This is a genomic window from Streptomyces sp. PTL18, from assembly GCF_059510295.1.
The window spans coordinates 56,192-82,861 of record NZ_JCAJZO010000005.1; the positions used below are offsets into that span (position 1 = coordinate 56,192).

Annotated in this window: 25 protein-coding genes; 2 read left to right on the forward strand and 23 right to left on the reverse strand. The window is 71.6% G+C overall.

The window, feature by feature from the left end:
- Positions 1-12 precede the first annotated feature (12 nt).
- The 3 genes from rpe to fmt form a co-directional block, all read right to left on the reverse strand.
- The gene (rpe, locus tag AC5WS8_RS11330) at positions 13-699 is read right to left on the reverse strand and encodes a ribulose-phosphate 3-epimerase (protein WP_496103207.1); all 687 of its coding nucleotides are present in this window, start codon (positions 697-699) and stop codon (positions 13-15) included.
- A 143-nt stretch (positions 700-842) separates the two neighbouring features.
- Complete coding sequence (locus AC5WS8_RS11335) at positions 843-2,261, reverse strand: RsmB/NOP family class I SAM-dependent RNA methyltransferase (protein WP_496103208.1); 1,419 nt, start codon at positions 2,259-2,261, stop codon at positions 843-845.
- A gap of 82 nt (positions 2,262-2,343) precedes the next feature.
- Positions 2,344-3,276 (reverse strand): methionyl-tRNA formyltransferase, encoded by a 933-nt coding sequence (gene fmt, locus AC5WS8_RS11340; RefSeq protein WP_496103209.1) that lies wholly within the window; start codon positions 3,274-3,276, stop codon positions 2,344-2,346.
- 276 nt (positions 3,277-3,552) lie between these two features.
- On the opposite strand from fmt, the gene AC5WS8_RS11345 reads away from it, so the two are divergent.
- Positions 3,553-4,086, forward strand: coding sequence for a hypothetical protein (locus tag AC5WS8_RS11345; protein WP_496103210.1), 534 nt, complete (start codon positions 3,553-3,555; stop codon positions 4,084-4,086).
- A gap of 101 nt (positions 4,087-4,187) precedes the next feature.
- Here the strand turns inward: AC5WS8_RS11345 and AC5WS8_RS11350 are convergent, their stop codons facing one another.
- The 14 genes from AC5WS8_RS11350 to pyrR all read right to left on the reverse strand — a co-directional run bounded on the left by AC5WS8_RS11350 (position 4,188) and on the right by pyrR (position 20,846).
- On the reverse strand, positions 4,188-6,338 hold the full coding sequence (locus AC5WS8_RS11350) for a primosomal protein N' (RefSeq protein WP_496103211.1): 2,151 nt from the start codon (positions 6,336-6,338) through the stop codon (positions 4,188-4,190).
- A 154-nt stretch (positions 6,339-6,492) separates the two neighbouring features.
- Positions 6,493-7,701, reverse strand: coding sequence for a methionine adenosyltransferase (gene metK / locus AC5WS8_RS11355; protein WP_496103212.1), 1,209 nt, complete (start codon positions 7,699-7,701; stop codon positions 6,493-6,495).
- A gap of 238 nt (positions 7,702-7,939) precedes the next feature.
- Positions 7,940-9,142 carry a bifunctional phosphopantothenoylcysteine decarboxylase/phosphopantothenate--cysteine ligase CoaBC gene (gene coaBC, locus AC5WS8_RS11360; protein WP_496103213.1) on the reverse strand — a complete coding sequence of 401 codons (1,203 nt, stop codon included), beginning with the start codon at positions 9,140-9,142 and terminating at the stop codon, positions 7,940-7,942.
- A 143-nt stretch (positions 9,143-9,285) separates the two neighbouring features.
- Complete coding sequence (gene rpoZ, locus AC5WS8_RS11365; protein WP_030412017.1) at positions 9,286-9,558, reverse strand: DNA-directed RNA polymerase subunit omega; 273 nt, start codon at positions 9,556-9,558, stop codon at positions 9,286-9,288.
- 67 nt (positions 9,559-9,625) lie between these two features.
- Positions 9,626-10,183: a guanylate kinase gene (gene gmk / locus AC5WS8_RS11370; protein WP_496103214.1), complete on the reverse strand. Its 558-nt coding sequence runs from the start codon at positions 10,181-10,183 to the stop codon at positions 9,626-9,628.
- A 37-nt stretch (positions 10,184-10,220) separates the two neighbouring features.
- Entirely contained in the window at positions 10,221-10,544 is a 324-nt protein-coding gene (locus AC5WS8_RS11375; protein ID WP_055492888.1) for an integration host factor, read from the reverse strand.
- A gap of 309 nt (positions 10,545-10,853) precedes the next feature.
- Entirely contained in the window at positions 10,854-11,699 is an 846-nt protein-coding gene (gene pyrF, locus AC5WS8_RS11380; RefSeq protein WP_496103215.1) for an orotidine-5'-phosphate decarboxylase, read from the reverse strand.
- Positions 11,696-12,802: a quinone-dependent dihydroorotate dehydrogenase gene (locus tag AC5WS8_RS11385; RefSeq protein WP_496103523.1), complete on the reverse strand. Its 1,107-nt coding sequence runs from the start codon at positions 12,800-12,802 to the stop codon at positions 11,696-11,698. The genes pyrF and AC5WS8_RS11385 overlap by 4 nt, the downstream gene beginning before the upstream one ends.
- Positions 12,803-12,888: 86 nt before the next feature.
- Complete coding sequence (carB, locus tag AC5WS8_RS11390; RefSeq protein ID WP_496103216.1) at positions 12,889-16,197, reverse strand: carbamoyl-phosphate synthase large subunit; 3,309 nt, start codon at positions 16,195-16,197, stop codon at positions 12,889-12,891.
- Positions 16,190-17,332, reverse strand: a complete 1,143-nt coding sequence (gene carA, locus AC5WS8_RS11395; RefSeq protein ID WP_496103217.1) for a glutamine-hydrolyzing carbamoyl-phosphate synthase small subunit — start codon at positions 17,330-17,332, stop codon at positions 16,190-16,192. The genes carB and carA overlap by 8 nt, the downstream gene beginning before the upstream one ends.
- Entirely contained in the window at positions 17,329-17,889 is a 561-nt protein-coding gene (locus AC5WS8_RS11400) for a PH-like domain-containing protein (protein ID WP_496103218.1), read from the reverse strand. The genes carA and AC5WS8_RS11400 overlap by 4 nt, the downstream gene beginning before the upstream one ends.
- Positions 17,886-19,172 carry a dihydroorotase gene (locus AC5WS8_RS11405; protein ID WP_496103219.1) on the reverse strand — a complete coding sequence of 429 codons (1,287 nt, stop codon included), beginning with the start codon at positions 19,170-19,172 and terminating at the stop codon, positions 17,886-17,888. Before AC5WS8_RS11405 ends, AC5WS8_RS11400 begins: the two co-directional genes overlap by 4 nt.
- A gap of 5 nt (positions 19,173-19,177) precedes the next feature.
- Positions 19,178-20,170, reverse strand: coding sequence for an aspartate carbamoyltransferase catalytic subunit (locus AC5WS8_RS11410; protein WP_496103220.1), 993 nt, complete (start codon positions 20,168-20,170; stop codon positions 19,178-19,180).
- 103 nt (positions 20,171-20,273) lie between these two features.
- Positions 20,274-20,846 (reverse strand): bifunctional pyr operon transcriptional regulator/uracil phosphoribosyltransferase PyrR, encoded by a 573-nt coding sequence (gene pyrR / locus AC5WS8_RS11415; RefSeq protein WP_496103221.1) that lies wholly within the window; start codon positions 20,844-20,846, stop codon positions 20,274-20,276.
- A 265-nt stretch (positions 20,847-21,111) separates the two neighbouring features.
- Here pyrR and bldD point away from each other — a divergent pair, with 265 nt between their 5' ends.
- Positions 21,112-21,615: a transcriptional regulator BldD gene (bldD, locus tag AC5WS8_RS11420; protein ID WP_103844821.1), complete on the forward strand. Its 504-nt coding sequence runs from the start codon at positions 21,112-21,114 to the stop codon at positions 21,613-21,615.
- 170 nt (positions 21,616-21,785) lie between these two features.
- Here the strand turns inward: bldD and nusB are convergent, their stop codons facing one another.
- The 6 genes from nusB to AC5WS8_RS11450 form a co-directional block, all read right to left on the reverse strand.
- Positions 21,786-22,220 (reverse strand): transcription antitermination factor NusB, encoded by a 435-nt coding sequence (gene nusB / locus AC5WS8_RS11425; RefSeq protein ID WP_496103222.1) that lies wholly within the window; start codon positions 22,218-22,220, stop codon positions 21,786-21,788.
- Positions 22,221-22,222: 2 nt separating this feature from the next.
- Positions 22,223-22,789 carry an elongation factor P gene (efp, locus tag AC5WS8_RS11430; protein WP_388999383.1) on the reverse strand — a complete coding sequence of 189 codons (567 nt, stop codon included), beginning with the start codon at positions 22,787-22,789 and terminating at the stop codon, positions 22,223-22,225.
- Between the two features lie 45 nt (positions 22,790-22,834).
- Positions 22,835-23,941, reverse strand: coding sequence for an aminopeptidase P family protein (locus tag AC5WS8_RS11435; protein WP_496103223.1), 1,107 nt, complete (start codon positions 23,939-23,941; stop codon positions 22,835-22,837).
- Between the two features lie 89 nt (positions 23,942-24,030).
- Positions 24,031-24,894, reverse strand: a complete 864-nt coding sequence (locus AC5WS8_RS11440) for a Pro-rich N-terminal domain-containing protein (protein ID WP_496103224.1) — start codon at positions 24,892-24,894, stop codon at positions 24,031-24,033.
- A gap of 197 nt (positions 24,895-25,091) precedes the next feature.
- Positions 25,092-26,183 (reverse strand): 3-dehydroquinate synthase, encoded by a 1,092-nt coding sequence (gene aroB, locus AC5WS8_RS11445; RefSeq protein ID WP_496103225.1) that lies wholly within the window; start codon positions 26,181-26,183, stop codon positions 25,092-25,094.
- Positions 26,180-26,662: a shikimate kinase gene (locus tag AC5WS8_RS11450; RefSeq protein ID WP_496103524.1), complete on the reverse strand. Its 483-nt coding sequence runs from the start codon at positions 26,660-26,662 to the stop codon at positions 26,180-26,182. The genes aroB and AC5WS8_RS11450 overlap by 4 nt, the downstream gene beginning before the upstream one ends.
- Positions 26,663-26,670 lie beyond the last annotated feature (8 nt).

The window sequence follows — 26,670 nt, forward strand, 5'->3', positions numbered from 1 at the left end:
GGTTCCGTTGTCTCACTCGTCGCACGCCCAGGAGGCCCGGGCCGTCGCCTGCTGCGCCTGGGTGCGCAATGCACGTACCGCGGCGGCCGGGTCGGCCGCCCCGTACACCGCCGAGCCGGCCACGAAGACATCCGCCCCCGCCTCCGCGCACTGTTCGATGGTGGAGGCCGAGACCCCGCCGTCGACCTGCAGCCACAGCTCCAGACCGTGCTTGCCGATCAGCTCACGGGTGCGGCGGATCTTGGGCAGCATGATGTCCAGGAACGCCTGGCCGCCGAAGCCGGGCTCGACCGTCATGATCAGCAGCATGTCCAGCTCGGGCAGCAGGTCCTCGTACGGCTCGATGGGCGTCGCGGGCTTGAGGGCCATGGAGGCCCGGGCACCCTTGGCGCGGATCTCGCGGGCGAGCCGCACCGGGGCCGCGGCCGCCTCGACGTGGAAGGTGACGGAGGAGGCACCCGCTTCGACGTACTGAGGTGCCCACCGGTCGGCTTCCTCGATCATCAGATGGCAGTCCAGCGGGGTGTCCGTCGACCGGGACAGGGACTCCACGACCGGCACGCCGAGCGTGAGGTTGGGGACGAAGTGGTTGTCCATCACGTCCACGTGGAGCCAGTCGGCGCCCTCCACGGCCTTCGCCTCCTCGGCGAGACGGGAGAAGTCGGCGGACAGGATGCTGGGGTTGATCTGCACGGCCATGCCCCAAGCCTGCCATGCCCCGAACCGGTTGCTCTCGCCGGTACCCGGCCAGAACTCATCGGTCCGCGCCGCGAGCCCCGCCGGCACGGCCACCGCCGGGGTCGCGGCCCGCCTCGGCGGCCACCGCACGGGGTGGCGCGGATTCAGCCGGTGCGGCGGATGAGGGCCAGGTACATCGCGTCCGTGCCGTGCAGATGCGGCCAGAGCTGGATGTCGGGGCCGTCGCCCAGACCCGGCACGCCGGGCAGCAGCGGCCGGGCGTCGATGAGTTCGGTGTCGCGGTACTGCTTGAGGACGTCGTCGACCACCGCGCGGGTCTCGGCGAGGTGCGGGGAGCAGGTGGCGTAGCCGACGACGCCTCCGACCCGTACGGACTCCAGAGCCGTGCGCAGCAGGCCGCGCTGCAGCGGGGCGAATCCGTCGAGGTCCTCGGGCCGGCGGCGCCAGCGCGCCTCGGGGCGGCGGCGCAGGGCGCCGAGGCCGGTGCAGGGCACGTCCATCAGGACGCGGTCGAAGGTGCCGGGGCGCCAGGGCGGCCTGGTGCCGTCGGCTGCGACGACCTGGTACGGCCCGGGGTTCCCGGCCAGCGCCTTCGCCACCAGGCCGGCCCGGTGCGGCTGCTTCTCGGACGCCAGCAGCACGGCTCCGCGCTCGGCGGCCAGGGCGGCGAGCAGGGCGGCCTTGCCACCGGGTCCGGCGCATCCGTCCAGCCAGGTCCTGTCGGGACCTTCGAGGGAGGCGTTCGCGAGGGCGAGCGCGACGAGCTGGCTGCCCTCGTCCTGGACGCCGGCACGGCCCTCGTGCACGGCCTTGACCGAGCCGGGCTCGCCGCCCTCGGTGAGCCGGACGGCGTAGGGCGACCAGCGGCCCGGCACCGCGGCGGGCTCGTTCAGGAGTTCCTCGGTGGTGGTGCGGCCGGGCCGGGCGACGAGGGTGACCTGGGGGCGCTCGTTGTCCGCCGCGAGGAGTTCCTCCATGCCGGCACGTCCGCCGCCCAGGGAGTCCCACAGGGCGGAGACGACCCAGCGCGGGTGCGAGTGCACGACGGCGAGATGGTCCTCGGGGTCCTCCTCGTACGGGGGTGCCACCCGCTCCAGCCAGGCGTCGAGGTCGTCCTGGGCGACCTTGCGCAGAACGGCGTTGACGAACCTGGCCCGCCCGTCGCCGAGCACGACACGCGCGAGCTCCACGGTCGCGGACACGGCGGCGTGGGTGGGGATCCGCGTACCGAGCAACTGGTGGACGCCCAGGCTCAGCACGTCGAGCACCGGCGGGTCGACGTCCCGCAGCGGCCGGTCGATGCAGGCGGAGAGTATGGCGTCGTACGTGCCCTGCCGGCGCAGTGTCCCGTACACCAGCTCGGTGGCGAGGGCCGCGTCCCGCCCGTCGATGTCACCCCTCTCACGCGCCTTGCGCAGCAGCGGCGGCAGAACCAGGTTGGCGTACGCGTCGCGCTCGTCCACCGCGCGCAAGGCATCGAAGGCGAGAATACGAACGGGGTCCTTCTTGGGCCGGCGGTAGGGCTTGCCGGACTTGCGGGGACGGCGGGACTGCTCGCTCACGAAAAGGTGCTCCGGTTGAGGGACGGCGTGCGCTTTCAGCGTACTTCCGTGGGATTTCGGGCCGGCGGGGAGGTCGGCCGGATCAGCCGCTCAGAGTCTCGGCGCCGCCGATCCGTACCCCGCGGGCCCAGTCCGCGGCCTTCATCGGCTTCTTGCCCTGGGCCTGCACCCACACCAGTTCGACCGCGTGCGAACCGGTGCCGGCGTACACGTTGTTCTTGCCGACGGACAGGCGCCCGGGCGCGAGATCCGTGATCTCGGGCCGGGGTGTGACCTGGATGAGCTTGAGACGCTCGCCGCGGAAGGTGGTCCAGGCGCCGGGCGCGGGGGTGCAGGCGCGTACCACTCGGTCGACGCGCAGCGCGGGCGCGGACCAGTCGACCTGGGCGTCCTCGACGGTGATCTTCGGGGCGAGCGTGACACCCTCTGCGGGCTGCGGCACGGCCTTGAGGGTGCCGTCCTCGATGCCGTCCATGGTGGCCTCGAGCAGTCCGGCACCGGCGAAGGCGAGACGGGTGAGCAGGTCGCCACTGGTGTCGGTGGGCCGGATCCGCTCGGTGACGGTGCCGTAGACGGGACCGGAGTCCAGGCCCTCTTCGATGAGGAAGGTGGAGGCGCCGGTGATCTCGTCGCCCGCCATGACGGAGTGCTGCACGGGGGCGGCGCCGCGCCAGGCGGGCAGCAGGGAGAAGTGCAGGTTGACCCAGCCGTGGGCGGGGATGTCGAGGGCGACGGGGGGCAGGAGCGCACCATAGGCGACGACGGGGCAGCAGTCGGGTGCGATCTCCCTCAGGCGCGCGAGGAAGTCCTCGTCCCGGGGCCGGTTCGGCTTGAGGACCTCGATGCCGGCCTCCTCCGCGCGCTCGGCGACGGGGCTTGCGACGAGCCTGCGCCCGCGCCCGGCCGGTGCGTCGGGCCGGGTGACGACGGCGGCCACCTCGTGCCGGTCCGACGCGATCAGAGCGTCCAGCGCGGGAACGGCGACCTCGGGAGTACCTGCGAAGACGAGCCTCATGGGTGGGTGACGGCCTCTCGGGCGGGAATTCTGACGGATCCACACGTCCGGGCGGGCCCGGCCGTGGGCGGCGCACCAGTCTAGGCGGAGCGGGGCGCGCCCGACCGCAGGTGGGGGCTCGCAGCGCACGCCATCCGCCGGGGGCGTACGCATATGCTCTTACGCCCCCGCAGCGTGACCACAGGACCGAATGCGCGTTGGTCAAGACAGAGTTGACCACAAGCGGGCCGCTGGAGCGGCCCGATCCTTTTCAACGCCGGTTCGAGAGGCTTGTTCATGGCCGACCACGCAACCCACGACGCCCAGGCCCGGGCCAGCCTGCACTTGCTGGTGCGGGACATCGAGCGGGTCCGCCGGCAGGTGGACGCACTGCGCACCCTCACCGCCCAGTTGGGCAACGTCTACCGTCCGCGGCGCTCCGGCCCGTCCACGGGCTTCGTCGTCTACGGACGCGCCCCCGCCCCGACCGTCCGTCTCGCCCAGGAGCTGCGGGACAGTGTCGAGACCCTGGTCACCGCGGCAGTGGACTTCGACCGCTCGCTCGGTTTCTCGTGGGACGCCGTGGGTTCCGCGCTCGGAGTGACCAAGCAGGCGGTCCACCGCCGTTACGGCGCGCGCCGTGCCGCCGCGCAGGCTGCCGCCGAGTCCGACCACGCGGGGGAACCGTCCGGTACTCGCACGATCAGCGTGGGCACGGGTATCCCCGCGGTGCCCGCGGCCCGCTCGATGCCGACCCAGCCGACGGCGGGCAGCCCCACCCTGCGCGACGAGGCGAGGCCGACCGCCTTCCCCGGGCCGCGCAACGGCTGAGGCGCCCCCTCTGCCTCCCGGACCGCACCGGGAGGCAGCCCCGTCCCGATCAGCACGACCGTCGGCTCGCTCCCCGATGTCCCGGGCTCGACGGCGGACCGTCAGCCGATGTCCGGCGGATCGATCCGGATCCGTACCGCCTCGCCGCCGGCCCGTGCCGTCCGGCCGGCCAGCGCGGTCTTCAGGGCGGTCGCCAGTGCGGCCCCGCTCCCGGGCGGTACGCGGACCAGCGCCCGCTCCCAGCGCTCTCCGGGCGGCGGTCCCCCGACCCTGCGGGGCTGCCCGGCTTCGGTGACCGGCAGCGGCACCGGTCCCAACACCTCGGCGGCGGGCGGAAGTCGAGCACCGGTGAGAAAGTCCGCGACTGCCTCGGCCGGTCCCGACACCGCCGCCATTCGCGACACCGGCGGAAAACCCAGCTCCGCCCGCTCGGCCAGTTCCCGCACCGCGTGCCCGACGGGATCCCACCGGACGAGTGCCTGCACGGGCCGCAGCGTCGGCTCGGCGACGATCACGACCGTGCCGCCCACGGACTGGGGTCTCACCAGCGCGCTCGCGCCGATCCACCGCCGCAGCGCCTCCTCGCCCGCCCGCAGGTCGGGCCGCCCCAGCATGGCCCAGCCGTCCAGGAGCAGCGCAGCGGCGTACCCGCCCTCGGCGACGGGCTCGGCTCCCGGGGTGCTCACGACCAGGGCCGGTGTCCCCGGCACCGTGTCCAGCACCTGCTCACGTCCCGAGGTGCGCACCGGCACGGCCGGGAAGGCCCGTCCCAGCTCCTCGGCGGTCCGCCGCGCCCCCACGATCCGGGCCCTCAGCCTGAACCCGCCGCACTGCGGACAGTGCCAGGCGTTCTCCTCCCGCCCGCACCATCCGCACCTCAGCTCCCCGGCCTCCTGCCCCGTCAGCGGCCCGGCGCAGTGCCGGCAGCGCGCGGGGGCCCGGCACTGCGCGCAGGCCATCCGGGGCACATAGCCGCGCCGGGGCACCTGGACCAGAACCGGCCCGTGCCGCAGTCCCTCCCGCGCGACCTCCCAGGCGAGAGTCGGCAGCCGTGCCGCCCGCGCCGCCTCGTCGCGTGCGAGGTCCCCGTCGCCCACCGTCCGTACCAGCGGCGCGGCGGCGCGCACCTGGTCGCGGTCGGCGACCAGGGGGGCGGCCCATCCGCTCGCCACCAGCTGGGCGGCCTCGACGGTGCAGCCCCGGCTCCCCAGCAGGAAGCCGCACTTCTCGCGGGTGGCGCGCAGCTCCAGCACCTCGCGAACATGCGGGAAGGGGGCGTGGTCGTCGCTGTGGCCGGCGTCCCCGTCGTCCCACACGACGACGAGCCCCAGGTTCCGTACGGGGGCGAACATGGCGGCCCGGGTCCCGACGACGGCCCGCACGGCCCCGCGCCGTACGGCGAGCCACTCCCGGTAGCGCCGCTCCGGCCCGGCGTCGGCGGTCAGCACCGCGTGCTGTCCTTCCCCGATCAGCTCCCGCAGTGCGGAGTCGACCCGCGCCGCGGCCCGTCCGGCGGGCACGACGACCAGGGCCCCCCGCCCGGAGGCGAGCGTGGCCTGGACGGCGCGGGCGATCTCCTGTGCCCACCGGGGCCCGGGCAGGGCCGTCCATACGGCTCGGGGCACACCGCCGGAGGCCAGCGACGCCAGGAACTGCGCGCCCCGTCCGTACCGCCGCCACGACCCGGGCTCCGGCACGGACGGAGGCGCGGGCGGTGTGCCCGGCTCCGCGGCCTCGGCGCGTGCGTGCCGCGGCGGGACCGCGAGCTGCAGCACGTCCGCGAGGCTGCCGGCATAACGGTCGGCGACGGCACGGGCGAGGCCCAGCAGCTCGGGCGAGAGGACGGGTTCGGGGGACACGACCTGCGCGAGCGCCGCGAGGGGCCCGGAGTAGTCGGACTCGGCCACCCGCTCGACCAGAAAACCGTCGATGAGCCCGCCGCCCTCGCGCCTCCCCTCCCGCACCGAACGCCCCCCGGCCCCGAACCGCACCCGGACCCTGACTCCGGGCCGTGCGACCGCGTCGAGCTCCTCCGGAACGGCGTAGTCGAAGTAGCGGTCCAGGTGCAGCACGCCCTTGTCGACCACCACGCGCGCGACGGGCAGTTCCTTGGCGAGCGAGGCGCCCCGCCAGGTCCGCGGCTTGGCCCGGGGCGCCTTGGCCTGGCGGACCGCGTCCCGCAGCAGGGCAAGCTGCTCGGGGGGCGCGGCTTCCGGCCCGCGCGCCCGCTGCTGCCCGTCCTCGCTGCTCACGCCTGCATTCTTACCAAAAGCCACTGACACCGGCGTGCGCCGAGACGACTCGGCCGGCCAAGGCCCCTGCCACCGCTCTGACGGCCCCGTTCCACGCACCGAGGCCCGGCCACCGCGAAGGGTGCCGGACCTCGTGACAGACGCGCTGGAGGGCTTACAGACCCGCCGCCTTGCGCAGGGCCTCCACCCGGTCCGTGCGCTCCCAGGTGAAGTCCGGCAGCTCACGGCCGAAGTGCCCGTAGGCCGCGGTCTGGGCGTAGATGGGGCGGAGGAGGTCGAGGTCGCGGATGATCGCGGCCGGGCGGAGGTCGAAGACCTCGTTGATCGCGTTCTCGATCCGCTCGGCGTCGACCTTGGCCGTGCCGAAGGTCTCGACGAACAGACCCACCGGCTCGGCCTTGCCGATCGCGTACGCCACCTGGACCTCGCAGCGGGAGGCGAGGCCCGCCGCGACCACGTTCTTGGCGACCCAGCGCATCGCGTACGCCGCCGAGCGGTCCACCTTGGACGGGTCCTTGCCGGAGAACGCACCACCGCCGTGGCGGGCCATGCCGCCGTAGGTGTCGATGATGATCTTGCGGCCGGTCAGGCCCGCGTCGCCCATCGGGCCGCCGACCTCGAAGCGGCCGGTGGGGTTGACCAGCAGGCGGTAGCCGTCCGTCTCCAGCTTGATGCCGTCGTCCAGCAGCGCCTTCAGCTCCGGCTCGACCACGAACTCGCGGATGTCGGGGGCCAGCAGGGAGTCCAGGTCGATGTCGCTCGCGTGCTGCGAGGAGACGACCACGGTGTCCAGGCGGACCGCCTTGTCACCGTCGTACTCGATGGTGACCTGGGTCTTGCCGTCGGGGCGCAGGTAGGGGATGGTGCCGTTCTTGCGGACGTCGGACAGGCGCTTGGACAGGCGGTGCGCCAGGAAGACCGGCAGCGGCATCAGCGTCGGCGTCTCGTCCGACGCGTAGCCGAACATCAGGCCCTGGTCACCGGCGCCCTGCCGGTCCAGTTCGTCCTCGTCGCCCTCGACCCGGGACTCGTACGCCGCGTCCACACCCTGCGCGATGTCCGGGGACTGCGCGCCGATCGACACCGACACACCACAGGACGCGCCGTCGAAGCCCTTCTTCGACGAGTCGTAGCCGATCTCGAGGATCTTGTTGCGTACCAGCGTCGCGATGTCCGCGTACGCCTTGGTCGTGACCTCACCGGCCACGTGCACCAGGCCGGTCGTGATCAGCGTCTCCACGGCGACCCGGGACGTCGGGTCCTCACGCAGAAGCGCGTCGAGAATGGTGTCACTGATCTGGTCAGCGATCTTGTCGGGGTGGCCCTCGGTCACGGACTCCGAGGTGAACAGGCGACGGGACACAACGCTCCCTGGGGTTGCAGCGGCTGCTGGCTGATCATGGGCGGACGGGTCGGAGGCTGCGCCCGGCCACGTCCGAGAACAGTTTATCGGTCGCGCTCTGCCACCGGCCCAGGTGTCTCGCCTCTCGGGAGTCCCGTGACCTGCGGCACCGGCATTCTGCCGAATGCCCTGCGGTGTTTCCAAGGTCGCCACGCGCCAATGTCCGAGGCTTGAACGAGCCGTGAAGCGCCGGACACGTTCAGGTGAGCCGGTGTGAGACAAGGTCCCACACCGCGTCGGCCAGGGCTTCCTTCGGCCCGTGCGGCACTGCGGTCTCGCTGCCGTCGGCGCCCAGCACGACCGCCTCGTTCTCCTCCGAGCCGAACGTCTTGCGCTCCCCCACCTCGTTCACCACAAGCAGGTCGCAGCCCTTGCGCGCCAGCTTCGCCCGGCCGTTCGCCAGCACGTCGTCGGTCTCCGCGGCGAAGCCGACGATGATCTGGTCCGGGCGGACACGGTCCGCCGAGATCTCCGCGAGGATGTCCGGGTTGCGGACCAGGGCGATGGGCTCGGGGTCCTGCCCGTCCTTCTTCTTGATCTTGCCCGGTGCGTAGACCGCCGGACGGAAGTCCGCCACCGCCGCCGCCATCACCACGGCGTCCGCGTCGGCGGCGGCCTTCAGCACCGCCTCACGCAGTTGCACCGCGGTCTCCACCGGTATGACGTCCGCTCCGGCCGGGTCGGGCAGTCCGGTGTTGGCGGCGATCAGCGTGACCCGGGCGCCCCGGGCCGCGGCGGTGCGCGCGAGGGCGTAGCCCTGCTTGCCGGAGGAACGGTTGCCGAGGAAGCGGACGGGGTCCAGGGGCTCGCGCGTGCCGCCGGCGCTGACGACGACGTGCCGTCCCGCGAGGTCGGGTTCGGTGACACCCCGGGCGAGCACCCGGCGGCAGACCTCGAAGATCTCGGCGGGCTCGGGCAGCCGGCCCTTGCCGGTGTCGACCCCGGTCAGCCGGCCGACCGCCGGTTCGATGACGACCGCGCCGCGGCGGCGCAGCGTCGCCACGTTCTCCTGTGTGGCCGGGTGCTCCCACATCTCCGTGTGCATGGCCGGCGCGAAGACGACCGGGCAGCGGGCCGTGAGGAGCGTGTTGGTCAGCAGGTCGTCGGCGAGGCCGTGAGCCGCCCTGGCCAGCGTGTCGGCGGTGGCCGGGGCCACCACCACCAGGTCGGCGCTCTGGCCGATGCGGACGTGCGGGACCTCGTGGACGTCGTCCCATACCTGCGTGGAGACCGGGTTGCCGGAGAGGGCGGACCAGGTGGGGGCACCGACGAAGTGCAGGGCGGAGGCGGTCGGCACGACACGGACGTCGTGCCCGGACTCGGTCAGTCTGCGCAGCAGCTCGCACGCCTTGTACGCGGCGATGCCGCCACTGACCCCCAGAACGACCTTCGGCTTGCCCACCGGGCCTCCCCGCACTCGACATCTGAACGCCGCGGCTCATCGGCGTACGCGTCCATAAGACACCACAGGCCCGACAGTCGCGCTGTCGGGCCTGTGGAAAAGCCTGTCGTGGTCAGTACATACTACTTACTGCCACCACGTGGTCACTGGGCCGGGCCCTCGATGGACTCGGAGGTCAGCAGACCCGCGTTGATCTCGCGCAGAGCGATCGAGAGCGGCTTCTCATGGACGTGGGTGTCCACGAGCGGACCGACGTACTCAAGGAGACCCTCACCGAGCTGCGAGTAGTACGCGTTGATCTGGCGGGCCCGCTTGGCCGCGTAGATCACGAGGCTGTACTTCGAGTCGGTGGCCTCGAGGAGCTCGTCGATCGGCGGGTTGATGATGCCCTCGGGCGCGGTGATGGAAGAGGACACGCTCTACCTTCCGAAAGATGGGGAAAGATCAGTACCGATCGGGCAGAACCCGATCAGACAACCCTGATCACACAACGTTCATCAAGGCTAGCAGCTCGCGCGCCACATCCTCGACCGAGGTGTTGACCAGCGTCTGGTCGAACTCCGGCTCGGCCGCGAGCTCGGTCCTGGCCGCCTCCAGGCGACGCTCGATGACCGCGGGCGGCTCGGTGCCCCGCCCGGTGAGCCTGCGCACGAGCTCCTCCCAGGAGGGGGGAGCCAGGAACACCAGCTGTGCCTCCGGCATGGACTCGCGGACCTGCCGGGCACCCTGGAGGTCGATCTCCAGGAGGACCGGCACCCCGGCCTCCAGGTGCTCGATCACGGCCGCTCGCGGCGTCCCGTAGCGGTTGCCGGCGAACTCGGCCCACTCCAGCAGCTCGCCGTTGGCGATCAGCTTGTCCATCTCGTCGTCGGTGACGAAGAAGTAGTGGACTCCATGCCGCTCACCGGGGCGGGGCGCGCGGGTCGTCGCCGACACCGAGAGCCAGACCGCGGGGTGTGCCTTGCGCATATGGGCGACGACCGTGCTCTTGCCGACCCCCGAGGGGCCGGAGAGCACGGTCAGTCGCGGACGTTCACTCATGCAGCGATTATTCCAGCAAATCCGGAGTGCCCCGGACTCAGCTGGCGGCGCCGCCGAACTCGCGTTCCAGGGAGGCGATCTGGTTCGAACCGAGACCCCGCACGCGGCGGCTCTCGGAGATACCCAGTCGCTCCATGATCTGCTTGGCGCGGACCTTGCCCACGCCCGGCAGGGACTCGAGCAGGGCGGAGACCTTCATCTTGCCGATGACGTCGTTCTCCTGGCCCTGCTTGATGACCTCGTGAAGGGAGGCGCCGGAGTGCTTCAGTCGATTCTTGACCTCGGCCCGCTCCCGGCGAGCCGCGGCGGCCTTTTCGAGCGCGGCTGCGCGCTGTTCGGGGGTAAGGGGCGGAAGAGCCACGCCTACGTCACCTCGGATGTCGAACTGTCGGATACGGACCGGTGAGGAACCTAGTCGCCCCACACCAGGGGAGCCACGAGCAACACGCTTGCCCGTTCTCCCCCACTGCCTTGAGGGCGCGGGAGCTGCCCCCACTCGTCGGAGACTAGCGGGCAAGTCCGCCAGAGTCAGCGAGAACAGCGGAAAAGTCCTGGTCAGCCTCCGCTGAGGCGGACTTTTCGGACATATTGCCCCGGATTTGAGGATGTAGCCGGCCCTCCGGGCGCCCTGGAGGACTCTTCCGCGCGTCCATGTGCCCCCGAAGGACGCCTAGCCGCCGTTCAGGACGCCCCTGATCTCGTCGGCGAAGCGTTGCGCGGCGTCACGCAGTGCGACGGCGTCGGGACCGTGACGAAGAACACCTCGGCTCACGTTCGGGACGACGTTGTGCACCGCGGCGCCGAACACCGCCGGGAGGTCGGCCGCAGTGGCCCCCTGGGCGCCGATGCCGGGGGCGAGCAGCGGCCCGTTGATGTCCAGGTCGTACGACGACAGGTCGCCGAGCGTGGCGCCGACGACCGCGCCGAAGGAGCCGAGGGGTTCCTCCCCCGCGTTCTCGGCCGCGAGATGCGCGAGCATGGCCGCCCCGACGTTCCGTCCGTCGGCCCGCAGGGCGTGCTGCACCTCGCCGCCCTCCGGGTTGGAGGTCAGGGCCAGCACGAACAGCCCGGCGCCGCTCTCCCGGGCCAGCTCCACCGCCGGCTTCAGGGAGCCGTAGCCGAGGTACGGCGAGACCGTGAGCGCGTCGGAGAACAGCGGGGCGTCCTTGTGCAGGAAGGACTCGGCGTACGCGGCCATGGTCGAGCCGATGTCGCCGCGCTTGGCGTCCATCACGACCAGGGCCCCGGCCGCCCGTGCCTCGGCGACCGCCTTCTCCAGCACGGCGATGCCGTGCGACCCGAACCGCTCGAAGAACGCGCTCTGCGGCTTGAGCACGGCGACCCGGTCGGCCACGGCCTCCACGACCGTGCGGCTGAACCGCTCCAGCCCGGCGACGTCGTCGTTCAGGCCCCACTCGGTGAGCAGCGAGGCGTGCGGGTCGATCCCGACGCACAGCGGGCCGCGCTCGTCCATGGCACGGCGCAGACGGGCGCCGAAGGGCTCCAGAGCTGTCATGCGGGTTTCCTCACGTCGGCGCCGACCGCGTCGGCGAGGGTGGCGTACGGGCTCGTACGGAGGCGCGCGACGAGCCCCTTGTGGATGGCGCGGGCCCAGAAGGGGCCCTCGTAGACGAAGGCGCTGTAGCCCTGAACCAGCGTGGCACCGGCCAGGATGCGCTGCCAGGCGTCCTCGGCGTCCTCGATACCGCCGACGCCCACCAGGGTGATGCGGTCGCCCACGCGCGCGTAGAGGCGGCGCAGCACCTGAAGGGAGCGCGTCTTCAGCGGAGCGCCGGAGAGCCCACCGGTCTCCTTCACCAGTGAGGGCTCCGACCTCAGGCCGAGGCCCTCCCGGGCGATGGTGGTGTTCGTGGCGATGATCCCGTCCAGGCCGAGCTCCACCGCCAGGTCGGCGACGGCGTCGATGTCCTCGTCGGCGAGGTCGGGCGCGATCTTCACCAGGAGCGGCACGCGCCGTGCGCGGACGGTGCGGTCGGCGGCCTCGCGGACGGCGGTCAGCAGCGGGCGCAACGCCTCGGTGGCCTGGAGGTTGCGCAGGCCGGGGGTGTTCGGGGAGGAGACGTTGACGACCAGGTAGTCGGCGTAGGGCGCGAGCCGCTCGGTCGACGCCACGTAGTCCTGGGCGGCCTCGGCCTCCGGGACGACCTTCGTCTTGCCGATGTTGACGCCCACGACCGTCTTGAAGACGGGCGTACGGGACGCCAGGCGCGCGGCGACGGCCAGCGACCCCTCGTTGTTGAAACCCATGCGGTTGATCAGGGCACGGTCCCGGACGAGGCGGAAGAGCCGCTTCCTGGGGTTGCCCGGCTGCGCCTGGCCGGTCACCGTGCCGATCTCGACGTGGTCGAAGCCCAGCATCGACATCCCGTCGATCGCGACGGCGTTCTTGTCGAAGCCGGCGGCCAGCCCGAACGGGCCGTGCATGCGCAGCCCGAAGGCCTCCGTGCGGAGCTCCTGGTAGCGGGGCGCGAGGGCGGCCGCGAGGAGGGTGCGCAGCACGGGGATGCGGGCGGCCAGGCGGATCCAGCGGAAGGCCAGGTGGTGGGCCTGCTCGGGGTCCATCCGCCGGAAGACCAGGCGGAAGAAGAGCTTGTACATGTCTTGGGAGTCCTCAGAAGTCCTCATGAGGGCGGGAGTCCTCATGAAGAGGGGGACACCGTTTCCGGTGTCCCCCTCGCCGGCTGCTAGTCGCGGGCCGCGGTCAGGTGTTCCGCGTGTTCCTGGAGCGAACGGACGCCCACGTCGCCGTGGTTGAGCGCGTCGATGCCCTGGACCGCCGCGGCGAGCGCCTGCACCGTCGTCAGGCAGGGCACGGAGCGGGCCACCGCGGCCGTGCGGATGTCGTAGCCGTCGAGGCGGCCGCCGGTGCCGTACGGGGTGTTGACGATGAGGTCCACCTCGCCGTCGTGGATCATCTGGACGATGGTCTTCTCGCCGTTCGGGCCCGGGCCGTCGGACTGCTTGCGCACGACGGCGGCGTTGATGCCGTTGCGCTTGAGGACCTCCGCGGTGCCGGAGGTGGCGAGCAGCTCGAAGCCGTGCGCGACCAGCTCACGCGCCGGGAAGATCATCGAACGCTTGTCGCGGTTGGCGACCGAGATGAACGCGCGGCCCTTGGTGGGCAGCGGCCCGTAGGCACCCGCCTGCGACTTGGCGTACGCCGTGCCGAAGACGGAGTCGATGCCCATGACCTCGCCGGTGGAGCGCATCTCCGGGCCGAGGACCGTGTCGACGCCCCGGCCGTAGATGTCGCGGAACCGCGACCACGGCATCACGGCCTCCTTGACGGAGATCGGCGCGTCCAGCGGCAGCTCGCCGCCGTCGCCGTTCTTCGGCAGCAGGCCCTCCTCGCGCAGCTCGGCGATGGTCGCGCCCAGGGAGATCCGGGCGGCGGCCTTGGCGAGCGGCACCGCGGTCGCCTTCGAGGTGAAGGGGACCGTGCGGGAGGCGCGCGGGTTGGCCTCCAGGACGTAGAGGATGTCCCCCGCCATCGCGAACTGGATGTTGATCAGGCCGCGGACGCCGACACCTCGCGCGATGGCCTCGGTGGAGGCGCGCAGGCGCTTGATGTCGAAGCCGCCGAGCGTGATCGGGGGAAGGGCGCACGCCGAGTCGCCGGAGTGGATGCCGGCCTCCTCGATGTGCTCCATGACGCCGCCGAGGTACAGCTCCTCGCCGTCGTAGAGCGCGTCGACGTCGATCTCGATGGCGTCGTCGAGGAAGCGGTCGACCAGCACCGGCCGGGAGGGGCTGATCTCGGTCGACTCGGCGATGTACGAGGAGAGGCGGGCCTCGTCGTAGACAATCTCCATGCCGCGTCCACCGAGGACGTAGGACGGCCGGACGAGGACCGGGTAGCCGATCTCGTCCGCGATGGCCTTGGCCTCCTCGAAGGTGGTCGCGGTGCCGTGCTTGGGGGCCGGAAGGCCCGCCTCCGCGAGCACGCGGCCGAAGGCGCCTCGGTCCTCGGCGGCGTGGATCGCCTCCGGCGAGGTGCCCACGATCGGCACGCCGTTGTCCTTCAGCGCCTGCGCGAGGCCCAGCGGGGTCTGCCCGCCGAGCTGGACCACGACCCCGGCGACCGGACCGGCCTGCTGCTCGGCGTGGACGATCTCCAGCACGTCCTCGAGCGTCAGCGGCTCGAAGTAGAGACGGTCGGAGGTGTCGTAGTCCGTGGAGACCGTCTCCGGGTTGCAGTTGACCATCACGGTCTCGTACCCGGCATCCGACAGCGCGAAGGAGGCGTGCACGCAGGAGTAGTCGAACTCGATGCCCTGACCGATGCGGTTCGGGCCGGAGCCCAGGATGATCACCGCGGGCTTCTCGCGGGGCGCGACCTCGCTCTCCTCGTCGTAGGAGGAGTAGAAGTACGGCGTCTTCGCAGCGAACTCGGCGGCACAGGTGTCGACCGTCTTGTACACCGGGCGCACGCCGAGCGCGTGCCGCACCGCGCGCACCACGTCCTCGCGCAGGCCCCGGATCTCGGCGATCTGCTGGTCGGAGAAGCCGTGCCGCTTGGCCTCGGCGAGCAGGTCCGCGTCCAGGCGGTCGGCCGCGGCGAGCTCGTCCGCGATCTCCTTGATGAGGAAGAGCTGGTCGACGAACCACGGGTCGATCTTCGTGAACTCGAAGACCTCCTCCGGCGTGGCGCCCGCGCGGATGGCCTGCATGACCGTGTTGATCCGCCCGTCGGTGGGGCGCACGGCCTCACGCAGCAGCTCGCCCTTGTCCCCGGGCTCACCCACGAACGTGAACTGGCTGCCCTTCTTCTCCAGCGAGCGCAGCGCCTTCTGGAACGCCTCGGTGAAGTTGCGGCCGATCGCCATGGCCTCGCCGACCGACTTCATGGTCGTGGTCAGCGTGTTGTCGGCGCTCGGGAACTTCTCGAACGCGAATCGCGGTGCCTTGACGACCACATAGTCGAGGGTCGGCTCGAAGGAGGCCGGAGTCTCCTGCGTGATGTCGTTGGGGATCTCGTCGAGGGTGTAGCCGACGGCGAGCTTGGCCGCGATCTTCGCGATCGGGAATCCGGTTGCCTTGGATGCCAGAGCCGACGAACGCGACACGCGCGGGTTCATCTCGATGACGATCACACGGCCGTCCTCGGGGTTCACCGCGAACTGGATGTTGCAGCCACCGGTGTCGACACCGACCTCGCGGATCACGGCGATGCCGATGTCCCGCAGGATCTGGTACTCGCGGTCGGTGAGCGTCATGGCCGGGGCGACGGTGATGGAGTCACCGGTGTGCACGCCCATCGGGTCGAAGTTCTCGATGGAGCAGACGACCACGACGTTGTCGTGCTTGTCGCGCATCAGCTCCAGCTCGTACTCCTTCCAGCCGAGGATGGACTCCTCCAGGAGCACCTCGGTGGTCGGGGAGAGCGCGAGGCCGGTGCCGGCGATGCGGCGCAGCTCCTCCTCGTCGTGCGCGAAGCCGGAGCCGGCGCCGCCCATGGTGAAGGAGGGGCGGACGACGACCGGGTAGCCGCCCAGCTCCTCGACGCCGGCGAGGACGTCGTCCATGGAGTGGCAGATCACCGAACGGGCCGACTCGCCGTGCCCGATCTTCTTGCGGACCTCCTCCACGACCTCCTTGAACTGGTCGCGGTCCTCGCCCTTGTGGATGGCCTCCACCTTGGCGCCGATCAGCTCGACGCCGTACTTCTCCAGGACGCCCTTCTCGTGCAGCCTGATGGCCGTGTTGAGGGCCGTCTGGCCGCCGAGGGTGGGCAGCAGCGCGTCGGGGCGCTCCTTGGCGATGATCTTCTCGACGAAGTCCGGCGTGATCGGCTCGACGTAGGTGGCGTCGGCGATCTCCGGGTCGGTCATGATCGTCGCCGGGTTGGAGTTGACGAGGACGACCCTGAGGCCCTCGGCCTTCAGGACGCGGCACGCCTGGGTGCCGGAGTAGTCGAACTCGGCGGCCTGGCCGATGACGATCGGGCCGGAGCCGATGACCAGGACGGACTGGATATCGGTGCGCTTAGGCACGCTGGCCCTCCATCAGGGATACGAAGCGGTCGAACAGGTAGGCGGCGTCATGGGGACCGGCGGCCGCTTCGGGGTGGTACTGGACGCTGAACGCCGGCTTGTCGAGCAGCTGGAGGCCCTCCACCACGTTGTCGTTGAGGCAGACGTGGGAGACCTCGGCGCGGCCGTACGGGGTGTCGGAGACCTTGTCGAGCGGGGCGTCGACGGCGAAGCCGTGGTTGTGCGCGGTGACCTCGACCTTCCCGGTCGTACGGTCCTGCACCGGCTGGTTGATGCCGCGGTGGCCGTACTTCAGCTTGTAGGTGCCGAAGCCGAGGGCGCGGCCGAGGATCTGGTTGCCGAAGCAGATGCCGAACAGGGGCGTGCCGCGCTCCAGGACCGCCCGCATGACGGAGACCGCGTGGTCGGCGGTGGCCGGGTCACCTGGGCCGTTGGAGAAGAACACGCCGTCCGGGTTCACGGCGTAGACGTCGTCGACGGACGCCGTCGCGGGCAGGACGTGCACCTCGATGCCGCGCTCGGCCATGCGGTGCGGGGTCATGCCCTTGATGCCGAGGTCGACCGCGGCGACGGTGAACTTCCTCTCGCCGATCGCCGGGACGACGTACGGCTCGGTGGTGGCGACCTCGGCGGAGAGGTCCGCGCCCTTCATCTCCGGCGCCCGGCGCACCTCGGCGAGCATGGTGGTCTGGTCGGGCAGGGCCTGGCCGGAGAAGATGCCGACGCGCATGGCACCGCGCTCGCGCAGGTGGCGGGTCAGGGCCCGGGTGTCGATGCCGCTGATGCCGACGACGCCCTGCGCCCGCAGCTCCTCGTCGAGCGAGCGCTCGGCGCGCCAGCTGGAGGGCGTGCGCGCGGGGTCCCGTACGACGTAGCCGGCGACCCAGATCCGCTTCGACTCGGGGTCCTCGTCGTTCACGCCGGTGTTGCCGACGTGCGGAGCGGTCATGACCACGACCTGGCGGTGGTAGGACGGGTCGGTGAGGGTCTCCTGGTAGCCGGTCATGCCGGTGGAGAACACGGCTTCGCCGAAGGTCACCCCCACGGCCCCGTAGGCGCGGCCGCGGAAGACCCGGCCGTCCTCCAGGACGAGTACGGCGGGAGACTTTCCGGCTCCCCTGGTGGAGGTCGTCATCGTGCGCCTTCCGTCTTGTGGATCATCTGGTTCAGGGTGTCGACCCAGTCGTGGTGCTCGGCCGCGCGGTCCGAGCGGAAGCCCGAGTCGATCAGCTTGTCGCCGTGTGCCCAGGTCACGACCAGCAGGCCGCCCTCGGTGAGGACCTTGCCGGCGATGCCCTTGTCGAGCCGGGCCTCACGCAGGGCTGCGGCGGGGACGAAGAAGTCCGCGGCCCCGGGGCGTACGACGTCCAGGCCCGCGTCCGTCAGCGCGAGTTCGACGCGGCTGCGGGTGCCCAGGCCGTGGGCCACGATGCGGTCCAGCCACTGCCCGGCGGTGGTGGAGCCGTGGTAGCGGCCGCTCATCGTCAGCTTCGCCTCGCCGGGCTCCCCGGGCGCGGTCGGCAGCTCCGGCAGGTCGCTCTGCAGGGTGCCGCGCCACTTCCAGCCCTCGCGCATCAGCCAGTAGACGAGCGCGACGAACAGGGCGAGTCCGACAAGCCAGCCGATGCGGTCGGTCCAGTCGGTGACCTGGGCCGACTTCTTCTCGGCTGCGAACAGGAGTACAGGTGTCACGTGAGCTTCCCGTCGACGAGCGTGGCCTTGCCCCGCAGCCAGGTGTGCGTGACACGGCCCGGCAGCTGACGGCCCTCGTAGGGGGTGTTGCGGCTGCGCGAGGCGAAGCCCGCGGGGTCCACCGCTCCACGGTATGCCGTGTCGACGAGCGTGAGGTTGGCGGGCTCACCTGCCGAGACGGGGCGGCCGTGGCCGGTGGCCCGGCCGATCCTCGCGGGCTTGAAGGACATGCGCTCGGCGACGCCCGCCCAGTCGAGCAACCCGGTGTCGACCATCGTCTCCTGGACCACCGACAGCGCGGTCTCCAGGCCCACCATGCCCATGGCGGCGGCGGCCCACTCGCAGTCCTTGTCCTCGTGCGGGTGCGGGGCGTGGTCGGTGGCGACGATGTCGATCGTGCCGTCGGCGAGCGCCTCGCGCAGCGCCAGCACGTCGCGCTCGGTGCGCAGCGGCGGGTTGACCTTGTAGACCGGGTTGTAGCTGCGCACCAGCTCGTCGGTGAGGAGGAGGTGGTGCGGGGTGACCTCGGCGGTGACGTCGATGCCGCGGGACTTGGCCCAGCGGACGATCTCGACGGACCCGGCGGTCGACAGGTGGCAGATGTGGACGCGGGAGCCGACGTGGTCGGCGAGCAGCACGTCGCGCGCGATGATCGACTCCTCGGCGACGGCCGGCCAGCCGCCGAGGCCCAGCTCGGCGGAGACGACGCCCTCGTTCATCTGGGCGCCCTCGGTCAGCCGCGGCTCCTGCGCGTGCTGGGCGACGACGCCGCCGAAGGCCTTCACGTACTCCAGCGCCCGGCGCATGATCACCGCGTCGTCGACGCACTTGCCGTCGTCGGAGAAGACGGTGACGCCGGCCGCCGACTCGTGCATGGCGCCCAGCTCCGCGAGCTTCTTGCCCTCCAGGCCGACCGTGACGGCGCCGATGGGCTGCACGTCGCAGTAGCCGTGCTCCCGGCCCAGCCGGTACACCTGCTCGACGACACCGGCGGTGTCGGCGACCGGGAAGGTGTTGGCCATCGCGAACACGGCGGTATAGCCGCCCTTCGCGGCGGCCCGGGTACCGGTCAGGACGGTCTCGGAGTCCTCGCGGCCGGGCTCGCGCAGGTGGGTGTGCAGGTCGACGAGGCCGGGGAGCAGCACCTTGCCGCCGGCCTCGACGACCTCCGCGCCCTCGGCGGACAGGCCGGTACCGACCGCCTCGACGACCTCGCCGTCGATCAGCACGTCCTGCGGCTCGCCGCCGAGCACCTTCGCACCACGGATCAGGGTCTTGCTCATGGGTTCTACTTCTCCTCGGTACGGGTGGTCTCGGCGGGAACGTTCTTCGCATCGAACACGGCGCCGCCCAGCAGCAGGTACAGGACCGCCATACGGATGGAGACGCCGTTCGCCACCTGCTCGACGACGGTGCAGCGGTCGGAGTCGGCGACCTCGGCGGTGATCTCCATGCCGCGGACCATCGGGCCGGGGTGCATCACGATCGCGTGGTCGGGCATCTTCGCCATGCGGTCGGCGTCGAGGCCGTAGCGCCGCGCGTACTCGCGCTCGGTCGGAAAGAAGGCGGCGTTCATGCGCTCCCGCTGGACGCGGAGCATCATCACCGCGTCGGACTTGGGCAGTGCGCTGTCGAGGTCGTAGGAGATCTCGCAGGGCCAGGAGCCGATGCCGACCGGCAGCAGGGTCGGCGGGGCGACGAGCGTGACCTCGGCGCCGAGGGTGTGCAGCAGGTCGACGTTGGAGCGGGCGACCCGGCTGTGCAGTACGTCGCCGACGATCGTGATGCGCTTGCCGGCCAGGTCGCGCCCCATGCCGACGTCCCGGCCGACCAGGCGGCGGCGCATGGTGAAGGCGTCGAGCAGGGCCTGGGTGGGGTGCTGGTGGGTGCCGTCGCCGGCGTTGATGACGGCGGCGTCGATCCAGCCGGAGGTGGCCAGGCGGTAGGGGGCTCCGGAGGCGCCGTGCCGGATGACGACGGCGTCGACGCCCATGGCCTCCAGGGTCTGGGCGGTGTCCTTCAGGGACTCCCCCTTGGACACGCTGGACCCCTTGGCGGAGAAGTTGATCACGTCCGCGGACAGGCGCTTCTCGGCGGCCTCGAAGGAGATCCGGGTGCGGGTGGAGTCCTCGAAGAAGAGGTTGACGACGGTGCGGCCGCGCAGGGTCGGCAGCTTCTTGATCGGCCGGTCGGCGACCCGGGCCATCTCCTCGGCGGTGTCGAGGATCAGGACGGCGTCGTCGCGGGTGAGGTCGGCGGCCGAGATGAGATGACGCTGCATCTTTTCAGGCTCCGTAAGGCGGATTATCGGGAGATTTGGTACAGACGGGCGCGTGCCGGGGCGCACTCGAAGGGCGTACGGCAGCTCGACGTACGCCGGAGTGCTAGTGCTGTGCGCCTTGGACGGTCTGCTTCGCGCCGAGCAGCACGGTGTCGCGACCGTCCTCCTCGGCGAGCTGGACCTTGACCGTCTCCCGCAGCGACGTGGGGAGGTTCTTGCCGACGTAGTCGGCGCGGATCGGCAGTTCGCGGTGGCCGCGGTCGACGAGGACCGCGAGCTGGACCGCGCGGGGACGCCCGATGTCGTTCAGGGCGTCGAGGGCGGCGCGGATGGTGCGGCCGGAGAACAGCACGTCGTCGACGAGGACGACGAGGCGGCCGTCGATGCCGTCACCGGGGATCTCGGTGCGGGCCAGCGCACGCGGCGGCTGCATGCGCAGGTCGTCGCGGTACATGGTGATGTCGAGGGAGCCGACCGGGACCTTGCGGCCGGTGATCTGCTCGAGCTTGTCGGCGAGCCGCCGGGCGAGGAAGACGCCTCGGGTGGGAATGCCGAGGAGCACCACGTCGTCGGCGCCCTTGGCGCGCTCGACGATCTCGTGGGCGATGCGGGTCAGCACCCGCGCGATGTCAGGGCCTTCGAGGACGGGCCGAGCATCGGAATGCCGCGTGTCCATACGAAACGGACCTCCTTCTCCGCCTCACGGGACGGACCTTAAAGGACGTCGGAATTGCGCCATACACAGTACCAGCCCGCAGCCGGAGCCCGGTCACCCGCCTGGCGCACCGCGTCACCCGTCCGGCGCCTCCGCACGCCGCCTACCACGGAAGGGTCGGTGCGGACCATTCGGCTTGACGGGGAAGAGTCACGCTGCGTAACCTCACAGTGAGTCACCAGCCGCGCGGCCGAGCCGCACGTCGACACCGTGTCCGGGGAGCTATATGTCCAGCGAATACGCCAAACAGCTCGGGGCCAAGCTCCGGGCGATCCGCACCCAGCAGGGCCTTTCCCTCCACGGTGTGGAGGAGAAGTCCCAGGGACGCTGGAAGGCGGTCGTGGTCGGTTCGTACGAGCGCGGGGACCGCGCCGTCACCGTGCAGCGCCTGGCCGAGCTGGCGGATTTCTACGGGGTCCCGGTGCAGGAGCTGCTGCCCGGCACCACCCCGGGTGGAGCCGCCGAGCCGCCGCCGAAGCTGGTTCTGGACCTGGAGCGCCTGGCCAACGTGCCGGCGGAGAAGGCGGGCCCGCTTCAGCGGTACGCCGCGACGATCCAGTCACAGCGCGGTGACTACAACGGCAAGGTGCTGTCGATCCGCCAGGACGACCTGCGCACGCTCGCGGTCATCTACGACCAGTCGCCCTCCGTCCTGACCGAGCAGCTGATCAGCTGGGGAGTCCTGGACGCGGACGCGCGCCGCGCGGTGGCCTCCCACGAGGAGAGCTGACCGCCCAGGTCCCAGCAGAAACGTGCCGCCGGGGTGGTCGGAACCGTATGGGCCCGGCCACCCCGGCGGCACGTTCGGCCATGTCGCGGCCATCTCGCTGAGTACGCCGGAGGGCCCGCAGCACACGCGCTGCGGGCCCTCCGGCGTATTCGGGTACGTCTTCGGCTCGTTCAACTCTCGTCACGGCGCAACGACGGCTTGAGGTCCTTCAGCCGGCCGAGGAGGCCGTTGACGAACGACGGGGACTCCTCTGTGGAGAACTCCTTGGCGAGCTGCACCATCTCGTCCAGCACCACGGCGTCCGGCGTCTCGTCGACCCAGATCAGCTCGTAGGCGCCGAGGCGCAGGATGTTGCGGTCGACCACCGGCATCCGGTCCAGCGTCCAGCCCACCGCGTACTGCGCGATCAGCTCGTCGATGCGCTTGGCGTGCTGCGCGTAGCCCTCGACCAGCTGCATGGTGTACTCGCTCACCGGCGGCTGCCGGGTGTCGTTCCGCGAGTGCCGGATCCAGTCCGCGAGGACCGTCAGGACGTCGGCCCCGCGCTGGTCACCTTCGAAGAGGATCTGGAAAGCGCGCTTACGGGCCGTGTTACGGGCAGCCACGGTTAGCTGTTCACCCGGCCGAGGTAGTCGCTCGTGCGGGTGTCGACCTTGATCTTCTCACCGGTGGTGATGAAGAGCGGGACCTGGATCTGGTGGCCGGTCTCCAGCGTGGCGGGCTTGGTGCCGCCCGTGGAGCGGTCGCCCTGGACGCCCGGCTCGGTCTCCGCGATGGTCAGCTCGACGGCGGCCGGGAGCTCGACGAAGAGCACCTCGCCCTCGTGCTGCGCGACGGTGGCGGTGAAACCCTCGATCAGGAAGTTGGCGGCGTCACCGACGGCCTTGCGGTCGACATGGAGCTGGTCGTAGGTCTCCAGGTCCATGAAGACGAAGTACTCGCCGTCCATGTACGAGAACTGCATGTCGCGCTTGTCGACAGTGGCCGTCTCGACCTTGACACCGGCGTTGAACGTCTTGTCGACGACCTTGCCGGAGAGCACGTTCTTGAGCTTGGTGCGCACGAAAGCGGGGCCCTTGCCGGGCTTGACGTGCTGGAACTCGACGACGGACCAGAGCTGGCCGCCTTCGAGCTTGAGCACCATGCCGTTCTTGAGGTCGTTCGTGGAAGCCACGGTTGCGGAATCTCCTGGACTGACGTACGACCCCGGGGCAGCGCTCTACAGAGCGAGAAGCTCCTTGGTCGTGATGGTGAGTAGCTCGGGTCCGCCGTCCGCCTCGGGGCGCACGACGAGCGTGTCATCGATCCGGACACCGCCCCGGCCCGGGAGGTGGACCCCCGGTTCGACGGTGACCGGCACGCAAGCGTCCAGTTTACCCATGGCCGCGGGGGCCAACTGAGGGTCCTCGTCGATTTCGAGTCCCACGCCGTGCCCGGTCAGCGGTGGCAGCGCCCCGCCGTATCCCGCGGAGTCCAGCACCTGGCGGGCGGCCCGGTCCACGTCGCGGTACGCGGCGCCGGGGGCGAGGGCCTGGCGTCCGGCCCGCTGAGCGGCGAAGACCAGGTCGTACAGCTCGATCTGCCAGTCGGCGGGCGAGGTGCCGATGACGAAGGTGCGACCGATCTCGCAGCGGTAGCCGCGGTAGGCGGCACCCAGGCAGACGGAGAGGAAGTCGCCCTCCTCCACCCGCCGGTCGGTGGGGCGGTGGCCGCGACGGCCTGCGTTCGGTCCGGTGGCGACGGAGGTGGCGAAGGCGGGCCCGTCGGCGCCGTGGTCGACGAGGCGCCGCTCCAGTTCCAGGGCGAGGTGGCGCTCGGTACGGCCGACGAGGATCGACTCCAGCAGTTCGCTCAGGGCCTGGTCGACGATCTCCGCGCCGATCCTGAGGAGGGCGATCTCCTCCTCGTCCTTGACGACCCTCAGCTGCTCCACCGCGCCGCCGAGATCGGTCAGCCGCAGCTTCGGCGCGACCGAGCGCAGCGAGCGGTGCCGGGCGACGGTGAGATGGTGCTCCTCCACCGCCAGGGACTCGGCACCCTGCGCCGAGGCCAGGTCGGCGGCGGCGACGGCGGTGTCGCCGCCGGTCACCGGCAGAAGGCGCACCCGCAGCGCCTGGTCGGGCCGCCCCTCCGCGGGGTTCTCCTCCGGCGGTCCGGCGCACAGCAGCACGTCCTCGCCCACGCCCAGCAGCAGGACGGCGCCCCTGGGCGCGGTGCCCGCGAGATACCGGACGTTGGCCGGGCGGGAGATCAACGCCGTCCCGCCGCCACCCGCGCTGCAGCGTTCCCTGAGCCGCTCCCGGCGGGCCGCGTACACCTCTGACATGACCCGAGCCTACGAGCGGTGGCCGGATATCGCCGGTCCAGAGGGCCGGACGGGCGGCAGACACCCGGAGGAGGCCTTCCGTTACGACCTCACCACTTAGGCGGACTCGCGAGGGCGCGGGCCAGGACCTCGTCCAGGACGCGAGCCGTCCCCTCCACGTCGAGCTGGGAGTTGTCGATGATCGGCAGGCCGGAGCCGTACCAGCCGGCCATGCGGCCGTGGATGCGGGCGACCTCTTCGTCGGTGAGCCTGCGGTTGCCCGTGCGCTCCGCGTTGCGTTCCAGGACGATCTCCAGGCCGGGCAGCAGGACGACCGGCAGCAAGCCGGGGCCCACATGCCGTTTCCAGCCACCGAGGCCGACCACGGGGCGATCCGGGAAGACGGCATCGTCCAGGATGCACGAGATGCCGTTGGCCAGGAAGTTCCGCGCCGCGAAGCCGCAGGTGCGGCGGGCGAGGCGGTACTGGGCCTCCGAGTTGTCGTTCCACCCCGACTGCGGGTCGGCGAAGCCCGAACGCACCCACTCGCGGACGTCGTCGAGGCTGATGTGTGCCGTGGGTACCCGGCGGTGCTCGGCCCAGTACTTCGCGACGCTGGTCTTACCGGCTCCCGCGGGACCGATGAGCAGCACGGCGAGCGTGGCGGACGCGGGGTCGGGCGCGTCGGCAGCGGGCGGTGCGCTCCCGCCGACCGGGGCGCCCGGCGGGAGCCGCACGTGGCCGGTGGGGTCCTGCGGGGGCAGGCCGGGCGTGTGGTGCGGCGGGAGGTGGGCGGGAGGTGCCCCGGGGGACACCGGTGGCGCCGTGAAGCCGGGCGTGGGCGTGGTCTGCGGTGCGGGGCCCGGGTGGGCGCCCGGCTGTCCCGGGTGGTGTGCGGCCGGTGACCAGGTGGTCGCCGGGCCGTGCCCCGGCTGGTGGGGCGGCGGCAGCGGAGCTCCCACTGCGTGCTGCATCCGGTGGCCACTCCGTCTCGTGTTGGGGCTCGCAGGCGTTCGAACCGGCAGCGGGGGACCCCGCTCCCTACCGAACGGTACCGTCCCCGGCCGCCGTTGTGTGAACGGCCGGGGGCGGCCCGAAGTGCCCCTCCCCGCAGGCGAGTCGGGCACCCGGTCCCCAGGGGGAACGAGTCGGCCGCCCCGGCCGGACGGAGCTACTGGCCGACTTCGCCGTAGGCGGCGAGCAGGACGGCCGGATCGGGGCCTTCGAGCACGGTGGGCTTGGCCAGGCCGTCCAGGACGATGAAGCGCAGCAGGTCGCCGCGGGACTTCTTGTCGACCTTCATGGTGTCCAGCAGCTTGGGCCACTGGTCGTAGCGGTAGTGCAGCGGCAGACCGACCGCCTGCAGGATGGCGCGGTGCCGGTCGGCGGTCGCGTCGTCCAACCGGCCTGCCAGCCGCCCGAGTTCGGCCGCGAAGTGCATACCGACGGCCACGGCGGCGCCGTGCCGCCACGTGTACCGCTCGTTCTTCTCGATCGCGTGGCCGAGCGTGTGCCCGTAGTTGAGGATCTCCCTCAGCCCCGACTCCTTCAAGTCGGCGGAGACGACCTGCGCCTTGACCCGGATGGAGCGCTCGATCAGCTCCGCGGTGTGCGGCCCGGCCGGGGTCCGGGCGGCCTCGGGGTCGGCCTCGATCAGATCCAGGATCACCGGGTCTGCGATGAAACCGGCCTTGATGACCTCGGCCAGCCCGGAGACGTAGTCGTTGACCGGCAGGGAGTCCAGCGCCGCCAGGTCGCACAGCACACCGGCGGGCGGGTGGAAGGCACCGACCAGGTTCTTGCCCTCGGCGGTGTTGATACCGGTCTTGCCGCCGACCGCCGCGTCCACCATCGCCAGCACCGTGGTCGGGATCGCGATCCAACGCACCCCGCGCAGCCAGGTCGCGGCCACGAACCCGGCCAGATCGGTGGTCGCACCGCCACCGACCCCCACGATGACGTCGGTGCGGGTGAACCCCGACCGGCCCAGCGCCTTCCAGCAGTAGGCGGCGACCTCGGCGGTCTTGGCCTCCTCCGCGTTGGGCACCTGGATGGCCACGGTCTCATGGCCCTGCTCGGCCAGGTCGGCGCGCAGCGCCTCGCCCGTCTCGGCCAGCGCCTCGGGGTGGATCACCGCGACCCGCCTGGCCTTCTGCCCGACCAAGCCGGCCAGCTCGCCCAGGAGCCGGCGGCCCACCAGGACCTCGTAGGGGTCGGTGCCCGCGGTGCCGCCGACCTGGATCCGCGTCACTGCCTCGCTCATGCTTCTTTCCACTCCAGTGCGTCAAGGACCGCTTGGGCGACCTCTTCGGGGCTGCGTCCGTCGGTGGCCACGACGGCCGTCGCGACCTCCTCGTACAGGTGGCGGCGGGCATCCATCAGCTCCCGCCACTGCCGGCGCGGGTTGACCGCCAGCAGCGGACGGGCCGTGTTCAGCCCGGTGCGCTTGACCGCCTCCTCGACGTCCATCGCGAGGTAGACGACACGGTGCGCGGCGAGCAGCGTGCGGGTCTCCTCGTCGAGGATCGCACCGCCCCCCAGCGCCAGAACGCCCTCGTGCTCGGCCAGCGCCCTGTGCACCGCAGCCTTCTCCAGAGCGCGGAAGGCCGGCTCACCCTCGTCCACGAAGATGTCGGCGACGGACCGGCCCTGCTCGGCCACGATGTCCTCGTCCGTGTCGCGGTAGCCGACCCCCAGCCGCTCGGCCAGCAACTGCCCCACGGTCGACTTCCCGACGCCCATCGGGCCGA

Bases quoted from the DNA above. Each gene is read 5' to 3' on its own strand.
- rpe (WP_496103207.1), bottom strand. From the start codon at position 699: ATGGCCGTGCAGATCAACCCCAGCATCCTGTCCGCCGACTTCTCCCGT.
- fmt (WP_496103209.1), bottom strand. From the start codon at position 3,276: ATGAGGCTCGTCTTCGCAGGTACTCCCGAGGTCGCCGTTCCCGCGCTG.
- AC5WS8_RS11345 (WP_496103210.1), top strand. From the start codon at position 3,553: ATGGCCGACCACGCAACCCACGACGCCCAGGCCCGGGCCAGCCTGCAC.
- gmk (WP_496103214.1), bottom strand. From the start codon at position 10,183: ATGAGTGAACGTCCGCGACTGACCGTGCTCTCCGGCCCCTCGGGGGTC.
- pyrF (WP_496103215.1), bottom strand. From the start codon at position 11,699: ATGACAGCTCTGGAGCCCTTCGGCGCCCGTCTGCGCCGTGCCATGGAC.
- AC5WS8_RS11385 (WP_496103523.1), bottom strand. From the start codon at position 12,802: ATGTACAAGCTCTTCTTCCGCCTGGTCTTCCGGCGGATGGACCCCGAG.
- carA (WP_496103217.1), bottom strand. From the start codon at position 17,332: ATGACGACCTCCACCAGGGGAGCCGGAAAGTCTCCCGCCGTACTCGTC.
- AC5WS8_RS11405 (WP_496103219.1), bottom strand. From the start codon at position 19,172: ATGAGCAAGACCCTGATCCGTGGTGCGAAGGTGCTCGGCGGCGAGCCG.
- AC5WS8_RS11410 (WP_496103220.1), bottom strand. From the start codon at position 20,170: ATGCAGCGTCATCTCATCTCGGCCGCCGACCTCACCCGCGACGACGCC.
- pyrR (WP_496103221.1), bottom strand. From the start codon at position 20,846: ATGGACACGCGGCATTCCGATGCTCGGCCCGTCCTCGAAGGCCCTGAC.
- bldD (WP_103844821.1), top strand. From the start codon at position 21,112: ATGTCCAGCGAATACGCCAAACAGCTCGGGGCCAAGCTCCGGGCGATC.
- AC5WS8_RS11435 (WP_496103223.1), bottom strand. From the start codon at position 23,941: ATGTCAGAGGTGTACGCGGCCCGCCGGGAGCGGCTCAGGGAACGCTGC.
- AC5WS8_RS11440 (WP_496103224.1), bottom strand. From the start codon at position 24,894: ATGCAGCACGCAGTGGGAGCTCCGCTGCCGCCGCCCCACCAGCCGGGG.
- aroB (WP_496103225.1), bottom strand. From the start codon at position 26,183: ATGAGCGAGGCAGTGACGCGGATCCAGGTCGGCGGCACCGCGGGCACC.
- AC5WS8_RS11450 (WP_496103524.1), bottom strand. From the start codon at position 26,662: ATGGGCGTCGGGAAGTCGACCGTGGGGCAGTTGCTGGCCGAGCGGCTG.